16 protein-coding genes are annotated in these 18360 nt (G+C 71.3%); 9 read left to right on the forward strand and 7 right to left on the reverse strand.

Features of this window, described 5'->3' with window-relative positions:
* Positions 1–27 precede the first annotated feature (27 nt).
* The 5 genes from PSH03_RS31745 to serA all read left to right on the forward strand — a co-directional run bounded on the left by PSH03_RS31745 (position 28) and on the right by serA (position 8062).
* Complete coding sequence (locus PSH03_RS31745; protein ID WP_247668844.1) at positions 28–2382, forward strand: putative bifunctional diguanylate cyclase/phosphodiesterase; 2355 nt, start codon at positions 28–30, stop codon at positions 2380–2382.
* A gap of 188 nt (positions 2383–2570) precedes the next feature.
* Positions 2571–4451: an acetolactate synthase large subunit gene (locus PSH03_RS31750; RefSeq protein ID WP_238691271.1), complete on the forward strand. Its 1881-nt coding sequence runs from the start codon at positions 2571–2573 to the stop codon at positions 4449–4451.
* Positions 4451–4966: an acetolactate synthase small subunit gene (ilvN, locus tag PSH03_RS31755; protein WP_088946549.1), complete on the forward strand. Its 516-nt coding sequence runs from the start codon at positions 4451–4453 to the stop codon at positions 4964–4966. Before PSH03_RS31750 ends, ilvN begins: the two co-directional genes overlap by 1 nt.
* 92 nt (positions 4967–5058) lie before the next feature.
* Complete coding sequence (gene ilvC / locus PSH03_RS31760) at positions 5059–6072, forward strand: ketol-acid reductoisomerase (RefSeq protein WP_238691272.1); 1014 nt, start codon at positions 5059–5061, stop codon at positions 6070–6072.
* A 391-nt stretch (positions 6073–6463) separates the two neighbouring features.
* The gene (gene serA / locus PSH03_RS31765) at positions 6464–8062 is read left to right on the forward strand and encodes a phosphoglycerate dehydrogenase (RefSeq protein ID WP_210781110.1); all 1599 of its coding nucleotides are present in this window, start codon (positions 6464–6466) and stop codon (positions 8060–8062) included.
* 75 nt (positions 8063–8137) lie between these two features.
* Here the strand turns inward: serA and PSH03_RS31770 are convergent, their stop codons facing one another.
* Both PSH03_RS31770 and PSH03_RS31775 read right to left on the reverse strand, forming a co-directional pair.
* Positions 8138–8494, reverse strand: a complete 357-nt coding sequence (locus PSH03_RS31770; protein ID WP_091393184.1) for a hypothetical protein — start codon at positions 8492–8494, stop codon at positions 8138–8140.
* Positions 8495–8797: 303 nt separating this feature from the next.
* On the reverse strand, positions 8798–9640 hold the full coding sequence (locus PSH03_RS31775; RefSeq protein WP_238691273.1) for an FAD:protein FMN transferase: 843 nt from the start codon (positions 9638–9640) through the stop codon (positions 8798–8800).
* Positions 9641–9868: 228 nt separating this feature from the next.
* Between PSH03_RS31775 and PSH03_RS31780 the strand changes: the two genes are divergently transcribed.
* Positions 9869–10900, forward strand: coding sequence for a 3-isopropylmalate dehydrogenase (locus tag PSH03_RS31780; RefSeq protein ID WP_210781112.1), 1032 nt, complete (start codon positions 9869–9871; stop codon positions 10898–10900).
* 155 nt (positions 10901–11055) lie between these two features.
* A complete protein-coding gene (locus PSH03_RS31785) occupies positions 11056–12153 on the forward strand; it encodes a branched-chain amino acid aminotransferase (RefSeq protein WP_210781113.1) in 1098 nt (365 codons plus the stop codon).
* Positions 12154–12204: 51 nt separating this feature from the next.
* On the opposite strand, the gene PSH03_RS31790 is transcribed toward PSH03_RS31785, so the two are convergent.
* The 4 genes from PSH03_RS31790 to PSH03_RS31805 all read right to left on the reverse strand — a co-directional run bounded on the left by PSH03_RS31790 (position 12205) and on the right by PSH03_RS31805 (position 14313).
* Positions 12205–13011 carry a tyrosine-protein phosphatase gene (locus PSH03_RS31790; protein ID WP_238691274.1) on the reverse strand — a complete coding sequence of 269 codons (807 nt, stop codon included), beginning with the start codon at positions 13009–13011 and terminating at the stop codon, positions 12205–12207.
* A gap of 19 nt (positions 13012–13030) precedes the next feature.
* On the reverse strand, positions 13031–13489 hold the full coding sequence (locus PSH03_RS31795) for a PRC-barrel domain containing protein (RefSeq protein ID WP_210781115.1): 459 nt from the start codon (positions 13487–13489) through the stop codon (positions 13031–13033).
* A gap of 96 nt (positions 13490–13585) precedes the next feature.
* Positions 13586–14116, reverse strand: coding sequence for an alkylhydroperoxidase, AhpD family (gene ahpD / locus PSH03_RS31800; protein WP_238691275.1), 531 nt, complete (start codon positions 14114–14116; stop codon positions 13586–13588).
* A gap of 2 nt (positions 14117–14118) precedes the next feature.
* Positions 14119–14313 (reverse strand): hypothetical protein, encoded by a 195-nt coding sequence (locus tag PSH03_RS31805; RefSeq protein ID WP_238691276.1) that lies wholly within the window; start codon positions 14311–14313, stop codon positions 14119–14121.
* A 317-nt stretch (positions 14314–14630) separates the two neighbouring features.
* Here PSH03_RS31805 and cimA point away from each other — a divergent pair, with 317 nt between their 5' ends.
* On the forward strand, positions 14631–16214 hold the full coding sequence (gene cimA / locus PSH03_RS31810) for a citramalate synthase (protein ID WP_238691277.1): 1584 nt from the start codon (positions 14631–14633) through the stop codon (positions 16212–16214).
* Positions 16215–16330: 116 nt separating this feature from the next.
* Here cimA and PSH03_RS31815 read toward each other — a convergent pair whose 3' ends face one another.
* Positions 16331–17314, reverse strand: a complete 984-nt coding sequence (locus PSH03_RS31815) for an endonuclease/exonuclease/phosphatase family protein (RefSeq protein ID WP_372494950.1) — start codon at positions 17312–17314, stop codon at positions 16331–16333.
* A 341-nt stretch (positions 17315–17655) separates the two neighbouring features.
* On the opposite strand from PSH03_RS31815, the gene PSH03_RS31820 reads away from it, so the two are divergent.
* Entirely contained in the window at positions 17656–18162 is a 507-nt protein-coding gene (locus PSH03_RS31820; protein ID WP_210786399.1) for a hypothetical protein, read from the forward strand.
* Positions 18163–18360 lie beyond the last annotated feature (198 nt).

Raw genomic sequence — 18360 nt, forward strand, 5'->3', positions numbered from 1 at the left:
CTTGGAGGCGTGCATTTTCCACCGGGCATGGTCGCTGTCGCGGCGCTCAGCGGGCTCGTCGCCGCGGTGGCCACCGTGCTGCTGACCGTCGTCGCCCGGCGGCGGACGGTGCCGCGTCGACCGGCACACGTGCTGCTCGCGGCGGCCGCCGGTGTTGCAGTGCTCAGCCTCCTGGCCGGGGTGGTCGCCGCGCTCAGCGCGAACGACCACTGGGCCCACGAGCAGGGGCAGCGCACCGGTTGGGCGACAGCGGTGGCGATCGGCACTGCGGTGAGCGGGCTGGCCTTCGCCGCTGGTCTGCTCCGGCTGCCCGGGGTGGCCGCCACGGCTGCCGGAACGACCCGGCTCGCCCTGGACGGGTTGGTCATGGCGGCGGCGCTGTGGTTCGTCGGTTGGGTGCTCTTCTCCGAGCCCACCCGGTTGCTCGGTGCCGCCACCCCGATGGCCTGCCCGGCGATTCTGGTGGCCACTGTGAGTGCCGCGCTCGGTGCCGGGCTCGTCGTGATCGTCGTCTTCCGGGCCGCCGCGCCACGTCGACGGCTCGCCGCGCTGGGCGCCGGCATCAGCGCGGTGACCTGCGGTGGGCTGGGTCTCAGCGCCGGGCTCTGCCAGGCCGGGCCGACAATGGCGCTGACCGGAGCGGCGGTGCTCGCCGCTGGTCTGCTGATCGTCGCGCTCGCCGTGTACCGGGCCGACCGGCCGGGGCAGATCGACCTGGACCTGGTCGGCAGCGACGGCGAGTACGCGATCGCCCCGATGCTGGCGATGGCCGCCTCGGCGATGTACCACCTCGCCCAGGACGGCCGGTTCACCGCGGCGGGCATCGTGGCCGGCAGCGTGGAGGGCTTCGCCCTGGTGGCACGGCAGTACCTCACCCTGCGCGACGTCCGGGGGTACGCGAGCCGCCTGGCCGAGCGGGAGGCGCACTTCCGGGAGCTGGCGCACACCGACCCGCTGACGTCGCTGGCCAACCGGCGCGGGCTGCTCCGGGCGCTGCACCGCAACGCCGCCGACCACAACCCGTGTGTGCTGCTCGGTCTGGACCTGGACGGCTTCAAGAACGTCAACGACATGCGGGGCCACGACGTGGGCGACGCCGTGCTGGCCGAGGTGGGCCGGCGGCTGCGCGGCAACCTGCGCCCCGGCGACGTGGCCGCCCGGCTGGGTGGCGACGAGTTCGCCGTCCTCATGCAGGGCCGGCCGGTCGAGGCGGACCGGGTCGCCGAACGGCTCCTCGGGGTGCTCAACCGCCCCTACGACCAGCCGGAGGGGCCGGTCTTCCTATCGGTGAGCATCGGGGTGGCCGACTGGGCCGACGAGCCGGACGTGGAGCTGCTGCTGCGCCACGCCGACCTGGCACTGCGCTACGCCAAGCAGCGTGGCAAGAACCGGATCGAGCGGTACGACGCCGCGTACGACAAACTGCTGCGCCGGCGTACGACGGTGGAGCACGAGCTGCGCGGGGCCATCGACCGCGACGAGCTGCGGTTGGCGTTCCAGCCGGTGGCGTCGCTGCCGTCGGTGCGGCCGGTCGGCGCCGAGGCGCTGCTCCGCTGGCACCATCCTGAGCTGGGCAACGTGCGTCCGGACGAGTTCATCCCGCTCGCCGAGGAGTGCGGCATGATCGCCCCGCTCGGTGCCTGGGTGCTGCATCAGGCCTGCTACCAGCTCTCCCGGTGGCTGGCGGACGGGCACGACGTGTGGGTGTCGGTAAACGTCTCCCCGCGCGAGCTGCACGCCCCGGCGTACGTGGTCCAGGTCGCCGAGGCGCTGCGCGCCCACCACGTGCCGCCGCAGCGGCTGGTGCTGGAGGTCACCGAGCACGCGGTCGCCACCGACCTGGACGAGCTGATCCGACGGCTCACCGCGCTGCGGTTGACCGGTGTCCGGATCGCGCTGGACGACTTCGGGGCCGGCTACTCGTCGCTGGGGCAGCTGCGCCGGTTGCCGATCGACATCCTCAAGATCGATCACAGCCTGGTCGCCGAGCACGAGCCGGTCCATCCGGTCGGCCAGGACGGCCCGGCGTTCGCCCCGATGGTCGACATCGTCATGCGCCTGGGCCACCAGTTGGGCCTGGAGGTGATCGCCGAGGGGGTGACCACCCCGACCGAGTTGGCAGCGGTGGTGGCCGCCGGTTGCCGCTTCGGCCAGGGCGCGCTCTTCGGCTGGGGGGTGCCGGCCGAGCACCTGGAGGCGATGCTGGAGGCAGCCACGTCCCCGGGCGCGCGTCCCGCTCCGGTGCCCGCGCCACGCCGCGCTCCGGGCGGGTCCGGGCAGCTCACCCCACCTGCCGATGGCGCGTCGCCGGCCGACGCGCCGACCTCCGTTAACCAACATGTGGGATCAGTTGACTCATCGCGTGAGATGCGTCAGGCTTAGCCGCATGTCGTCGTACCGGTCGCTGCGAGTACTTACCTGAGCGCACTCTCCCTCACCGAGAGTGCGCTGGCCCCGTGCATCTGCACGAGGGCCGTTTTTATTGCCATCGGAACCTGGCGAGGCGGGCCGCGCCCGCGTCGCATCGCTTGACTAGCCACCAGCCACTCCAGCCGAAGGCCAGAACCGCCATGACGAGACCCACGCCCGAGACCCTCGCCCACACCGCCCGCCGGGCCCGCGCGGCTGCCGACCCGACCCTCGACGTCGACCAGGCCGCCACGCGCACGGCCACTCCGGCCGCTCCGGCGGTACGGCCCGCCGCCGCGACCCCGATCTCCGGGGCCGGCTCGCTCGTGCGGTCCCTGGAGGCGCTCGAGGTCGACGTCGTCTTCGGCATTCCGGGCGGCGCGATCCTGCCGGCGTACGACCCGCTCTACGACTCGACGGTCCGGCACATCCTGGTGCGGCACGAGCAGGGCGCGGGGCACGCGGCGACCGGCTACGCGCAGGCCACCGGCAAGGTCGGCGTCTGCATCGCCACCTCCGGCCCGGGCGCGACGAACCTGGTCACCCCGATCGCGGACGCGTACATGGACTCGGTGGCGATGGTGGCGATCACCGGGCAGGTGGCCAGCCCGTTGATCGGCACCGACGGCTTCCAGGAAGCGGACATCCAGGGCATCACCCTGCCGATCACCAAGCACAACTTCCTCGTGCAGAACGCCGAGGAGATCCCCCGGGTGCTGGCCGAGGCGTTCCACCTGGCCAGCAGCGGGCGACCCGGCCCGGTGCTCGTCGACATCCCCAAGGACGTGCTCCAGGCGTCGACCACCTTCTCCTGGCCGCCCACCCTGGACCTGCCCGGCTACCGGCCAACCCTGCACCCGCACGGCAAGCAGATCCGGGAGGCGGCGCGGCTGATGGCCGCAGCCCGACGGCCGGTGCTCTACGTGGGTGGCGGGGTGCTCAAGGCCGGTGCCACCGACGGGCTGCGCCGGCTGGCCGAGCTGACCGGCATCCCGGTCGTCACCACGCTGATGGCGCTCGGCGCGTTCCCCGACTCGCACCAGCAGCACCTGGGGATGCCCGGCATGCACGGCACGGTCGCCGCGGTCTACGGCCTGCAGAAGGCTGATCTGATCGTCGCGCTGGGCGCACGCTTCGACGACCGGGTCACCGGCAAACTGGACTCGTTCGCCCCGGACGCGGCAGTGGTCCACGCGGACATCGACCCCGCCGAGATCGGCAAGAACCGGCACGTGGACGTGCCGATCGTCGGCGACGCCAAGCACGTCATCGACGAGCTGATCACCGCGGTGACGGCCGAGCGGTCGGCGGGGCGCACCGCCGACCTCGGTGACTGGTGGACGCAGCTCAACGACCTGCGCAACCGTTACCCGCTGGGCTACGACGAGCCGGTCGACGGGACCCTGTCCCCGCAGTACGTGATCAAGCGGCTGGGCGAGATCGTCGGCCCGGACGCGATCTTCGTGGCCGGGGTCGGCCAGCACCAGATGTGGGCGTCGCAGTTCATCTCCTACGAAAAGCCGTACACGTGGTTGAATTCCGGCGGCCTCGGCACGATGGGCTACGCGGTGCCGGCGGCGATGGGCGCCAAGGTCGGCAAGCCGGACACCGTGGTCTGGGCGGTGGACGGGGACGGCTGCTTCCAGATGACCAACCAGGAGTTGGCCACCTGCGCGTTGGAGGGCATCCCAGTCAAGATCGCCGTCATCAACAACGGCAATCTCGGCATGGTCCGGCAGTGGCAGACGCTCTTCTACAACGAGCGCTACTCCAACACCGAGCTCGGCACCCACAAGCACCGCATCCCCGACTTCGTCAAGCTCGCCGAGGCCCTGGGCTGCGTCGGGCTGCGGTGCGAGAGCGCCGATGACGTCGACAAGACCATCGCCGCCGCCATGGAGATCAACGACGCGCCCGTGGTGATCGACTTCGTGGTCGGCAAGGACGCGATGGTCTGGCCGATGGTCGCCGCCGGCACCAGCAACGACGAGATCATGTTCGCCCGTGGCGTCCGCCCGGTCTTCGACGAGGATGACATTTAATGACCATGCATACGCTGTCCGTGCTGGTGGAGAACAAGCCGGGCGTGCTCGCCCGGGTCTCCGGCCTGTTCTCCCGGCGCGGGTTCAACATCGACAGCCTCGCCGTCGGCGAGACCGAGAACCCGGACGTCTCGCGGATCACCATCGTGGTCAACGCGGAGTCGTCCCCGCTGGAGCAGGTCACCAAGCAGTTGAACAAGCTGGTCAACGTGCTCAAGATCGTTGAGCTGGATCCGCAGGTCTCGGTCGCCCGAGAGCTGCTGCTGGTGAAGGTTCGCGCCGACCGGTCCGCGCGATCGCAGGTGCTGGAGACCGTCAACCTGTTCCGCGCCCGGGTGGTCGACGTCGCACCGGACACGCTGACCATCGAGGCCACCGGCACCCCGGACAAGCTCGACGCGCTGCTCCGCGACCTCGAGGCCTTCGGCATCAAGGAAATGGTCCAGTCCGGGCTGGTGGCCATCGGGCGCGGCTCGCGTTCGATCACCGCCGGTCCCGCGCTGCGGGCCGCCTGACCCGCCGGTCGGCCCTCGGCCGACCGTCCGGCGAATTCATCCGCACAGACCACGACGGGCCGCCCCGGCCGTCGTACGAAAGGGAAGTTCTCATGAGCGTTGAGGTGTACTACGACGACGATGCCGACCTCGGCCTGATCCAGGCCAAGAAGGTCGCGGTGATCGGTTACGGCAGCCAGGGCCACGCCCACGCGCTGTCGCTGCGTGACTCCGGCGTCGACGTGGTGATCGGTCTGCCGGAAGGCTCGAAGAGCCGTCCCAAGGCTGAGGAGCAGGGCCTGCGGGTGGTCACGGCCGCACAGGCCGCCGCCGAGGCCGATGTGATCATGGTGCTCGCACCGGACACCGCCCAGCGCGGGATCTACGCGGAGTCGATCGCCCCGCACCTCGCCCCCGGCAAGGCGATCTTCTTCGGCCACGGCTTCAACATCCGGTACGGCCTGATCAAGCCGCCGGCCGAGGTGGACGTGGCGATGGTCGCGCCCAAGGGCCCCGGCCACCTGGTCCGCCGCCAGTACAGCGACGGCAAGGGCGTGCCCTGTCTCGTCGCCGTCGAGCAGGACGCCAGCGGCAACGCGCTCGCGCTCGCCCTCGCGTACGCCAAGGGGATCGGCGGCACCCGGGCCGGCGCGATCAAGACCACCTTCACCGAGGAGACCGAGACCGACCTCTTCGGCGAGCAGGCGGTGCTCTGCGGCGGCGCCTCGGCGCTGGTGCAGACCGGTTTCGAGGTGCTCACCGAGGCGGGCTACGCCCCGGAGGTCGCCTACTTCGAGTGCCTGCACGAGCTGAAGCTGATCGTCGACCTCATGTACGAGGGCGGCATCGCGAAGATGCGTTACAGCATCTCCGACACCGCCGAGTACGGCGACCTCTCCCGCGGCTCGCGCATCATCGACTCCCGGGTCAAGGACGAGATGCGCAAGATCCTGGGTGAGATCCAGTCCGGCGAGTTCGCCCGCGAGTGGGTCGCCGAGGACGAGGCCGGCCGGCCCAACTTCACCAAGTGGCAGGCCGAGGGTGCGGCGCACCCGATCGAGGAGACCGGCAAGAAGCTGCGCGGCATGATGAGCTGGGTCGACCGCCCGATTACCGAGACCGCCTGACCCGTCCGAACGACGATCCACCGACAGCCCCTGGGCCGGCGCTCTCCCCAGCGCCGCCCCGGGGCTGCCCGGCATGCTGCCGCCCGTCGATACGTCGGGCGGCAGTGCTCGTGCGCCACGGCTCTCCCGAAGTGACCGGGTGACCGACGCCGCCAGTGCTCGGCCCGGCCGGAGCAACCGTGTCGGTGCGGTGAACGGCCGATGTCCGTCGCCCGACCGGGCGTGTGAGGGCACTCACCCCGAAGACCGGAACACGCCGACCAGCGAGGCCCCTACGATCGCCTGTAGGTGCAGCAGCCGGCACCTGACGGCCACGGCACGGATCAGCGCAGGGCGCAGTGCGGCGCCCCGCCGCCCGGGCCGATCGCAAACACGACCTCTACGAGGACCGATGAATCCTGTCGTACTGATCGCCGAAGAACTCGCCCCCGCCGCCATCGAGGTGCTCGCCCACGACTTCGACGTCCGTCACGTCGACGGCACCGACCGTCCGGCCCTGCTCTCGGCGCTCTCCGAGGCCGACGCCGTCATCGTGCGCAGCGCGACCCAGATCGACGCCGAGGCGGTCGCCGCAGCGCCGCGACTCAAGGTGGTCGCCCGGGCGGGCGTCGGGCTGGACAACGTCGAGGTGCCGGCCGCCACCGCGCGGGGCGTCATGGTCGTCAACGCGCCCACCTCGAACATCGTCTCCGCCGCCGAGCAGGCCGTCGCGCTGCTGCTCGCCGTCGCCCGTAACACCGCCAGCGCCAGTTCCGCGCTCAAGGCGGGGGAGTGGAAGCGGTCGAAGTACACCGGCGTCGAGGTGCAGGGCAAGACGGTCGGCGTGGTCGGTCTCGGTCGTATCGGGGTGCTCTTCGCTCAGCGCATCGCCGCGTTCGGCACCCGGCTGATCGCGTACGACCCGTACATCCAGCCGGCCCGTGCGGCGCAGCTCGGCGTCCGCCTGGTCGGCCTGGAGGAGCTGCTGCGGGAGAGCGACTTCATCTCCATCCACCTGCCGAAGACGCCGGAGACGGTGGGCCTGATCGGTGAGAAGGAGCTGGCGCTCGTCAAGCCCGGCGTTCGCATCATCAACGCCGCCCGTGGCGGGCTGGTCGACGAGCAGGCGCTCGCGGACGCGATCGCCGAGGGGCGGGTCGCCGGCGCCGGCGTCGACGTGTACAGCAAGGAGCCGTGCACCTCGTCGCCGCTGTTCGCCTTCGACAACGTGGTGGCCACCCCGCACCTGGGCGCCTCCACCCACGAGGCGCAGGACAAGGCCGGTCTCGCCGTGGCCAAGAGCGTCAAGCTGGCGTTGCAGGGCGAGTTCGTTCCGGACGCGGTGAACGTGCAGGCCGGCGGCGTGGTCGCCGAGGACGTTCGGCCGCTGCTGCCGTTGGCGGAGAAGCTCGGTCGGGCGTTCACCGCGGTCGCCGGCGGGGTCGCCGCCAGCGTCACTGTCGAGGTCCGCGGTGAGATCGTCAGCCACGACGTGTCGGTGCTCAAGCTCGCCGCCACCAAGGGCCTGTTCAGCTCCGTGGTCGAGGAGCAGGTCACCTACGTCAACGCCCCGCACCTGGCCGCCGAGCGCGGCGTCGAGGTCACCCTTGCCACGCTGGCCGAGACGGCCGAGCAGCCGACCCTGGTCACGGTGCGCGGCGCGCTGCCGGACGGCCGGACGGTCAGTGTCTCCGGCACTGTCACCCACTCCGGCGCCCGGGACGTGCTGAAGCTGACCGAGGTGGACGGCTTCGACGTGGAGATCGGCGCGGAGGGCATCCTGCTCTTCCTGCGCTACGCCGACCGGCCCGGTGTGGTCGGCACTGTCGGTACCCTGCTCGGCGAGGCGGGCATCAACATCGCCGCCATGCAGGTGGCCCGTCGGGAGGCGGGCGGTGAGACGCTGATGACGCTCACCGTCGACCAGGCGCTCGGCGCCGACCTGCTCACCTCGGCCGCCGACTCGATCGGCGCCACGGCGGCCAGCGCCGCCGACCTGCGCGACGAGTAGTAGACGACAAGCACCGTGGGGGGCCTGGCGATTCGCCGGGCCCCTCGTCATTTCCCGTCCGTGCCGCCGGTCAGGTCAGCCGGGCAGCCGCGCCGGCGGCGGGTAGACCGAGCCGTCCTGCGGGTCGAAGAGCATCAGCCCGTGCTCGCCGGCCAGCCGCTCGATGTCCAGCAGCACCTGGTCCGCGCAGGTCGGGTGCAGGTTCAGCTCGACGTGGTCGTGGGCCGCGTGCAGCGGCGCCACCGCCCACGGGCTGTTCGGGCCGGGGTGACGGTCCGGATAGGAGGCGGTGATCGCCCGGTAGAAGCTGACCACCCGTGGATCGGGGTAGCGATCCACGTGCCGCCCCTGCCGGCAACCGTTGACCGCTGTCCGCACGTCCTCGGGCGTCGCCCCGTCCTCCAGGGCCCACACGCTCAGATCGAAACTCACGGCGGATAGCGTGCCATCCGCCGTTCACCATGTCGAAACTGCCTCGCCGCCGGTCAACCACCGATCACCGCGTGCTCCGGTCACGACGGTCCGGTGTGGAGACTCTTGCGTCGAGTTGCGTCGATTCGCTAGCGTACGCACTGCGGTCACTGGCCGAGTTCGAGGCGCCGGCCCGTCTTCGGGTGGCGCGGTCGACGTCCGGCCCGACCGGTCCGCACCCCTCGGTTGTGCGAGCCACGCGCACTCGTCGCTGACCGGCCCTCACGGTCGTTGCCGAGACCGTGGGGGCCGGGCCCGACCGGCTCAGCGACGGTGTGCGAAGAGCGCGCGATAGTCGGAGTTGCCCCGGAACCACGCCAGGCCGGTGGGGCCGGCGGCGTAGAGCGCTGTGGCGTAGGCGTCGGCGATCGCCAGGTCGGGGCCCACCACTGTGGCGGCGACGAGGTGATCGGCCGGCTCGCCGGTGTGCGGGTCCACCACGTGCCCCTGCCGCCCGGTCACCCCGGAGGTGCCGATCGCGCCGGCGGTCATCTCCAGCACCAGCGGCGCGCGCTCGGGTGCGGTCGGGTGGTGCACCGCCACCCGCCAGGGTCCGCCGTGCGGCGCTCGGCCCCGGACGACGAGGTCGGCGCCGGCGAGTACGGCGTAGTCGTGGATGCCGGCGGCGCGCAGTCGCTCGGCGGCGCGTTCCACCGCCCAGCCGCCGAGCAGGCCGCCCGGGTCGAAGCCGCCGGGCACCGCCCAGGCGTCGAACCACCCGTCGGTGGCCGCGCGCATCGCGGCGCAACGGTCCACCAGATCGGCGAGCGGCGGGTACGACTCCGGGCTGATCTCGTCTCGTCGCAGCCGGGAGACCAGGCTCTCCGGCCGGTTGGGGCCGTAGGTGAGGTCGATGGCGCGTAGCTCGGCGACGCTGTCCCGCAGCGCCTCGCCCACGCCTCGGCGGCCGAGCCACTCGGGGGCGTTGAGCAGCAGTGTGTACTCGGCGGTCGCGGTGCGTACGGTGTGCTGCACAGCGATCCGGCCCTCGGTGGCGGCGGCCGGGTCGATCCGGTGCCGGCGGCTGCCGAGTCGGAGGTCCGGCCGGCGGTTGCGGAACGCGGACGGGTCCGGCCAGCGGGTCCGTGGCTGCTCGTCGATGCGCATCGCATCTGCCCCCTCGCACATGGCGCCGCGTCATCGCGACCCCGTTGGTCAGCGGGCCCCCGCGACCCACTGAGCACTACCGTAGGCAGCGGAGATGACCGCCCCATGAGTCCCAGCTGAGAGGGTGCTGTGCATTCGCGCATCCCAAATTGTGGACGCAGCGTACCGGGAGGCGGGACGGCGACGTACCGTTGCCCGAACGGAACCGTCGAGCAGAGGAGTGCGGTCGTGGCGCGGATCGCGGTGGTGGCCGGGGACGGCATCGGGCCCGAGGTGGTCGCGCAGGCCCGCAAGGTCCTCGACGCGGTGCTGCCCGACGTGCAGGCCACCGAGTACGACCTCGGAGCCGCCCGCTGGCACCGTACCGGAGAGGTGCTGCCCGACTCGGTGCTGACCGAGCTGGCCGGGCACGACGCGATCCTGCTCGGCGCGGTCGGTGACCCGACGGTCCCGCCGGGGGTGCTGGAGCGAGGGTTGCTGCTCAAGCTCCGTTTCGCCTTCGACCAGTACGTCAACCTGCGCCCGTCCCGGCTCTGGCCCGGGGTCGCCGGCCCGCTGGCCAACGTGAAGCCGGGCGAGGTCGACCTCGTGGTGGTGCGCGAGGGCACCGAGGGGCTCTACGCCGGCGCCGGTGGTTCCCTGCACCGGGACACCCCGGCCGAGGTCGCCACCGAGGAGAGCCTGAACACCCGGCACGGCGTGGAGCGGGTGATCCGCGACGCGTTCGCCCGCGCCGGCCGCCGGGAGCGGCGCAAGGTCACCCTCGTGCACAAGACCAACGTGCTCACCCACGCCGGGTCGCTCTGGGCGCGTACGTTCGACGTGGTCGCCGCCGAGCACCCGGACATCGAGACCGAGTACCAGCACGTCGACGCGGCAGCCATGTTCCTGGTCACCCAGCCGCAGCGCTACGACGTGGTGGTCACCGACAACCTCTTCGGCGACATCCTCACCGACATCGCCGCGGCCGTCACCGGTGGCATCGGGCTGGCCGCCAGCGGCTGCATCAACCCCGAGGGGGCGTACCCCTCGATGTTCGAGCCGGTGCACGGCTCGGCGCCGGACATCGCCGGGCAGGGCATCGCCGACCCGGTCGCCGCGGTGCTCTCCGCCGCGTTGCTGCTGGAGCAGCTCGGGCACAGTGAGTCGGCCGCTCGGGTCAACGCGGCGGTCGCCGCCGAGCTGGCCAGCCGCGTACCGGGCGTGACGCTGCGTACCGAAGAGGTCGGCGACCGGCTCGCCGCCCACGCCGTAGCCTGATCACCCCGGCCCGAGTGGCGACCGGCCCTGAGGCCGGTCTGCCACGGGTGCCCCGACCGGCGCTACCCGCTGAACGACCGTTCGGGGTAAGTTTCTGGCACAGCCATGTCGGTGTGCGGTCCCGCATGCCGTTGTTCCGCAGGGAGGTCAGCGCGATGAGCGGTGGTGACAAGCTCGACTTCGAGATCCGTCCGAATCTCGCGCCGGTATCCGCCGCCGATCGGGCCGCGCTGCTGACCAATCCCGGGTTCGGCAGGGTCTTCACCGACCACATGGTCACGGTCCGCTACGCCGACGGCAAGGGCTGGTACGACGCCCGGGTGGAAGCCCGTGCCCCGATTCCGATGGACCCGGCCAGCGCGGTGCTGCACTACGCGCAGGAGATCTTCGAAGGGCTCAAGGCGTACCGCACGGCCGACGGTGGCGTGACGATGTTCCGGCCGGACGCCAACGCGGCCCGCTTCGCCACCTCCGCACAGCGGATGGCGATGCCGGTGCTGCCGCCGGAGGTGTTCGTCGACTCGCTGCACAAGCTCATCGAGATCGACCGGGAGTGGATCCCCACCGGCGAGGACGGCAGCCTCTACCTGCGGCCGTTCATGTTCGCCAGCGAGGTCTTCCTGGGCGTCCGCCCGGCCAACGAGTACCTCTACATGGTGATCGCCTCACCGGTCGGGGCGTACTTCACCGGTGGCGTCAAGCCGGTCACCGTCTGGGTCTCTCCGGACTACACCCGGGCCGCGCCCGGTGGCACCGGCGCGGCCAAGTGCGGCGGCAACTACGCCGCGTCGCTCGCCGCCCAGGCGGAGGCCATCGAGGCCGGCTGCGACCAGGTCGTCTTCCTGGACGCGGTGGAGCGCCGGTTCGTCGACGAACTGGGCGGCATGAACGTCTTCTTCGTCTACGACGACGGCACTGTGGTCACCCCACCGTTGACCGGCACGATCCTGCCGGGCATCACCCGCGACGCCGTCCTCGCGCTGGCCGGCGCGGCCGGACACCAGGTCGAGGAGCGGCCGGTCAGCTTCGCCGACTGGCAGGCCGACGCCGCGAGCGGTCGCCTTCGGGAGGTGTTCGCCTGCGGCACCGCCGCGGTGGTCACCCCGATCGGTGGGGTTCGCTTCCCGGACGGTGAGTTCCTGATCGGTGGTGGCGAGCCCGGTCAGGTCACCATGGCCCTGCGTCAGCAGTTGGTCGACATCCAGCGGGGCAAGGCGGCCGACCCGCACGGCTGGGTGCAGCGGGTCTTCTGATCTCCGTCGCTGCGCCGGCCCGTCCACCCGGACGGGCCGGCGCAGTCGGACCTACGTGTCGGTGGGCTGCGCCTTGGTGGGCTGGTCGAGCAGGTGGTCGCGGAGCGCGGCGAACTGCTCGTCGGTCACCCCGGCGTGGCGCAGGTACGCCTCGACCGAGCCGTGCCCCGCGCGCAGCTCGTCCAGGAAGATCTGCATCGCCTCGGCGGGTGAGGCCAGGAACGGTGCCGGCACCTCCACTCCGTCCGTGTTGATGGAGGCCAGCCAGGCGCTGTACCGGGCCGACGCCTCGCTGCTCAACGCGTAGTCCGCTGTGATGTCCGCGTCGTCGACGCCGAGCACGGCGAGGGTCAACGCGCAGACGATGCCGGTGCGGTCCTTGCCGGCCACGCAGTGCACGACCACCGGGGCGTTGGCGGAGTCGGCGATCAGCCCGACCGCCTCGGCCAGCCCGGCGGTGCCGGTCTGGGCCAGGTCGGCGTACCGGTCCGCGAGGTACCGGGCCAGGCTCGCGCCCTCCTCGTGCGGTACGCCCGCCCAGTCGTCGTGCTCCGGGTGGATGTGCCGGTAGGTCAGCCCCTCGTATGCCGGCACCCGGCCGTCCCGCTCCACCTCGGTGGGGCGGCGCAGGTCGATGACGGTGCGGACGCCGATCGCGACGAACGCGTCGCGGTCCTGTTCGGTGAGGCGGTGCAACGAGTCGGAGCGGTAGAGCCGGCCACGGCGTACGGGTCGGCCGCCGCGCCCGAGGTAGCCGCCGGCGTCGCGGAAGTTGAAGGTGGCGGGGAGCGGAATCTGTCGGCTGTCGTCGATGGCGTCCACGCCCTCACGGTAACGGCCGGTGGGACAGTGCCCCACCGGCCGTCGGGTCGAACAGTCACCGTGCGGTGCCGGGCGGGAGCGCGCCGTACGTCTCGTCGTAGTAGCCACCCAACTGGTCCCGGTAGCTCGGGTCGCTGTGGCTGGTCTCGTCGTACTCCGGGGCGGCCTTGATCTGGTCCCGGGTCCGGTCGACGGAGACGGTGCGCTGGTCGTGGTCGACCTGGTTGACGGTGCCGGCCGGCAACATCACCTTCTTGCCGAAGATCCAGGGCCCGGTGTCCACGACCAGGTAGCTGCCGCCCACCTCGTGACTGGCGCTGTCAATCTTGCCGATTCCACCGTCGGTGGCCTCGACCTTGTAACCGACCAGGTCGACGTCGGCCACGCCGGCCTGGTCCCGGTAGCGCCAGGGGTCGAACGTGCCGGCCGGCGCGCCGCCGGGCACCGTGCCGTGGTCGCCGCCGCGCAGCGGGTCCGGCCCGGCGTGGGTGGCGTGCGGATCGATCCTGTCCATGCCGTTCACTCCTGACTGTCGCCGATCGTCTCGGCTGAGGTGGGTGCGTCCCCGCAGGAGCTACCCGGCTGTCGGGGGCCGGAAACGGCGACGGGCTCAGGCCAGTGCGGCCTCGGCGTCCAGGGTGACCGCCGTGGCGTGCACCACTGCGGAGATCCGCAGGGCCTCGTTCAGCTGCTCCCGGGTGAAGCCGATGCCGCGCAGCTTCTTCTCGTGCAACTCCAGGCACACCCCGCAGCCGGCGATGGCCGACACGGCGAAACACCAGAGCTCGAAGTCGCCCTTGTCCACCCCCGGCCTCGCGATGATCTGCATCCGCAGTCGGGCCGGCATCGAGGCGTACTGCTCGTCGCCGATCAGGTGCTTGGCCCGGTAGTAGATGTTGTTCATCGCCATGATCGCCGCAGCGCCCTTGGCCGCCTCGACACCCTCCGGCCCGAGGTGCCCGAGCGCCTCGGCCGCGATCTCCCGCAACACGACCGGGTTGCGAGCGGTCACCGCACAGGCCAGCGCGGTGCCCCAGGTCTGTGCCGGAGTCAACGCCGAGGAACCGACGGTGGAGCCGAGGTTGAGCCTGATGTCCGTGGCGTACTCCGGCAGGGCTGCCTTGATCGCGTCCAGGCGCATGGTCAGACTCCGGCGGCGGGGGTCTCGTCGGCGATCTCCGTCGGGCTGATGGAGGTGAAACCCATCGGCCCGACGAAGACCACGCACCACGTGCCCTCGTGGGACGTGTGGTTGATCGTCCTGGACGCGTTGGTGACGCCCAGCGATACGCAGGCGGCGAGTCCGTGCTCAGGTAAGCGGTCACTGACGGTGAGCACAGGTCCTCCTTGCAGACGGCACGGTGGCCATCATCGGATCCGCTCCAGATGCTTCCGCATCGCTGTTTCCGCCGATGAGTGGCCTGGCGCCTTGTGAAGCCGATCACGAGCGGCGGCCAGGGGGCGAACGAACCCTCCGTCACCATCCCGCTATGTGGATTGTTCCTCCCAAATTCGGGGGAGGGGTGGCAGAGTGGCCATCGTGACCAGCACCGCCCTGATTATTGCGACCTAGCGCGCCGGCTCTCCCCTCTGCCGAGCGCGCAGACCTCCCGCATCCGCGGGAGGTCTTTTTGTTGCTCCGAGAAAGGATCCTGATGACGTTCCAGGTCTTCGACACCACGTTGCGCGACGGCGCCCAGCGCGAGGGGCTCACCTACTCGGTGGTCGACAAGCTGGCCGTGGCCCGGCTGCTCGACGAGTTCGGCGTCGGGTTCATCGAGGGCGGCTGGCCGGGCGCGGTGCCCAAGGACACCGAGTTCTTCCGCCGCGCCCGCACCGAGCTGGACCTGCGGCACGCCGTGCTCGTCGCGTTCGGCGCCACCCGCAAGGCCGGCGTCGCGGTCGCGGACGACCCCCAGGTACGCGCCCTGCTGGACGCGCAGACCCCGGCCGTGGCCCTGGTCGCCAAGGCCGACAGCCGGCACGTCGAGCGCGCGCTGCGCACCACCGGCGCGGAGAACCTCGCGATGATCCACGACACCGTCAACCACCTCGTCCGGGAGGGTCGACGGGTCTTCGTCGACGGGGAACACTTCTTCGACGGCTACCGGCACGACCCCGCGTACGGCGCAGCGGTGGTGCAGACCGCGCTCGCCGCCGGCGCCGAGCGGATGGTGCTCTGCGACACCAACGGCGGCATGCTCCCGTCCCAGGTGAGCGCCGTGATCCACGACCTGACGAACAGGCTGGGGATCGACGCCGGGCTGCTCGGTATGCACGCCCAGAACGACACCGCCTGCGCGGTGGCCAACACGATCGCCGCCGTGGAGGCGGGCGTCCGCCACGTGCAGGGCACCGCCAACGGGTACGGCGAACGCCCGGGCAACGCCGACATCTTCGCGGTCGTCGCCAACCTTCAACTCAAGCTCGGCATGCCCGTCCTACCGGAGGGCTGCCTGGCGCAGATGGTGCGGGTCTCGCACGCCATCGCCGAGATCGCCAACATCGCCCCCGACACCCACCAGGCGTACGCCGGGGCTGCCGCCTTCGCTCACAAGGCGGGGCTGCACGCGAGTGCGATCAAGGTCGACCCGTTGCTCTACAACCACGTGGACCCGTCGGTGGTGGGCAACGACATGCGGATCCTGATCACCGAGATGGCCGGCCGGGCCAGCGTCGAGCTCAAGAGCCGTGAGCTCGGCCTGGACCTGGCCGCCAACCCGGAGGCGCTGACCCGGGTCACCAAGCGGGTCAAGGAGCTGGAGGCGGGTGGCTGGTCCTTCGAGGCGGCGGACGCCTCCTTCGAGTTGCTGGTCCGCTCCGAGCTGCCGGAGGGCAGCCCGGCGCGACCGTTCACCCTGGAGTCGTACCGGGTGTTGGTCGAGCATCGCGAGGACGGCGCGGTGGTCTCCGAGGCGACCGTCAAGATCCGGGTTCGCGGTGAGCGGGTGATCGCCACCGCCGAGGGCAACGGCCCGGTCAACGCCCTCGACGAGGCGCTGCGGGTGGGGCTGGCGCGGCACTATCCGCAGCTGCGCGACTTCGAGTTGGCCGACTACAAGGTGCGCATCCTGGAGGGCAGCCACGGCACCGGCGCGGTCACCCGGGTCCTGCTGGAGACCTCCGACGGCAGCGGCCGGGACTGGACCACTGTCGGCGTCCACCCGAACGTGGTCGAGGCCAGCTGGCACGCCCTGGTGGACGCCCTCACCTACGGCCTAGCCCCCACCTCCGTCTGACTCCCGCCTCCCGGCCCCCACCCCCACTCTCGCGATCTTGCACTTTGTGTCGATGGTCTGCGGCTTTTGCCGCTTATGCCGCGACAGTAAGTGCAAGATCGACGAGGTGGGATGGGTTAGGGGGTGGGGAGGGTCAGGGTGGCTTGGACGGGGCGATGGTCGCTGCCGGGCAGGGTTAGCACCTGCACCGAGCGGACCGCTATCCGATGGTCGACCAGGACGTGGTCGATGGTGACGGGTGGGATGAGGTCGCCGTCGTACGGACCCCAGGTGCCGGTCAGGCCCTCCCCGGTGGCGTCGGCGGCGTCGACGTAACCGCTGCGCAGCAGGGCCCGCAGTGGACCGTGGTCGAGGGTCGCGTTGAAGTCGCCGGCGAGGATTCGCAGGCCACCGTCCGGGGTGGCCGGTGGTTGGGCGGTCAGGTCGGCACGCCAGGCACCCACCTGGTCCAGCGCGTACGGCGCCGAGGGGTGGGCCGACTCGACGCGGACCGGGGGCCCGCCGGGCACGGACACCGTCGCGTACGCCTGGCTGAAGCCCCAGCCCTCGAGGTTGCGTCGGACGCCGCCGTCGGTGATCGGCCACCGCGAGTAGAGCCCCGAGCCGGGGGTGCCGATCTCCGGGTTGAGCTGCCGGTGCGGCAGCAGCGTGGCCAGGCCGAGCTGATCCAGGGCGGTCTGCGCGTCCGGGGTGAACTCCTGCACGGTGAGCACGTCCACGTGGTGTCGCCGGACCAACTCCACCAGTGTCGGCGCGTCGCCGGCGCCGGCGAGCAGATTGGCGGTGAGCAGCCGCACGGTCGGCCCGGCCGCCGCCGGCTGCGGGTTGGCCAGCGCCCGAGGTGCGACGGTGCCGAGCAACGCCACCGCTGCCAGGGCCGCGAGCGCCGCCGGCCACCAGCGCCGCAGGGCGAGCGCGAGGGCCAGGACCAGCACGCTGACGCCCGCGACGTACGGCGTGAAGGCGAGCGCCTGCACCAACGGCCCCCGGTCCAGGCCGAGCAGTCGGGCGGCCGCCCACAGTGCGGTGGGTACGACGGCAAGCCAGCAGAGCACCGTGGCGAGCCGAGCGTTCCGGTGCGCGGGTGGAGCGTCGACGATCACGACGATGATCGTAGTCGGGCCTGACGAACCCATTTCATGAATGGCGATGCGCTCACATTTCACAATTATCTGACGGTTGGTTGACACCCCGGAAAAGCGAGATCAACTATTGACTGGCGGCTTTTTTCGGTGCTACGTTCCATCTGGCTTAAACGACGCAACTCTGAGTAGTAACCGCAGCTCAGGTGGGATGTAGATTGCTGATAAATCAATCTCGTCGGGTGTGAGCGAGGCAGCTTTCCCCCGCCCAACTGTCGTCGTACGCCTATTTATGGGCAGTCATCCGTCCCGCCCCGCGGGTCGGCCGAATTCGCACGGTCACACAAGGGGGACCTGTCATGAGCACATCCTTCCGACGTAAGGTGGCGGCGGTCACGTTCGCTGTCCTGGGGCTCAGCCTCGCCGGCGGGGGCATCGCTATCGCCCAACCGTCGGCGAAGGCGCCGCAGGAAACGGTCCAGCCGGCACGCGGCACGAACTCCCAGCCGCCGGTCAGCGCCGAGTCGGCGCGCATCGCGAAAGCCGCGCTGAAGGCGAGTGCGGCCACCCCACTGGTGGCCACAAACGTCTTCACCGTCGTCAACTCCAACGGCACCAAGGCGCGCGGCGGCGGCACCGTGGTCAAGTACGGCGTCGGGGAGTACGAGGTGATCTTCGGTCACACCGTCTCGGCCGGTGCCTTCCTGGCCACCCTCTCCCTGTCCGGCTCCTGCTGCATTCCGCCGGGTGGCGAGGTCTCGGTCGCCCCGCGGCTGCTGACGCCCAACGCGGTCTTCGTGCAGACCCGCAACTCGGCCGGGACGCCGGCCAACCTGGGCTTCACCCTGCTCACCCACACACCCTGACCGAACCGACACCCGGCCCCCGTCGCCTCCGGCGCGGGGGCCGGACCCTGTCCGCCCGGCGCGCCGGAGGCGACGGGGGCGCCGCGAGGTCGGCGGTCCAACTGGCCGTCCTCGACCGGTTCGTACCCGGTCGGGCACCGCATGGTCGGTCACCTGCCGGTTGGGCGCTCCTCGGCAGGCTCGCGACGGTCGTCACCC

Source organism: Micromonospora salmantinae, from assembly GCF_022230905.1.
Lineage (GTDB): Bacteria > Actinomycetota > Actinomycetes > Mycobacteriales > Micromonosporaceae > Micromonospora > Micromonospora salmantinae.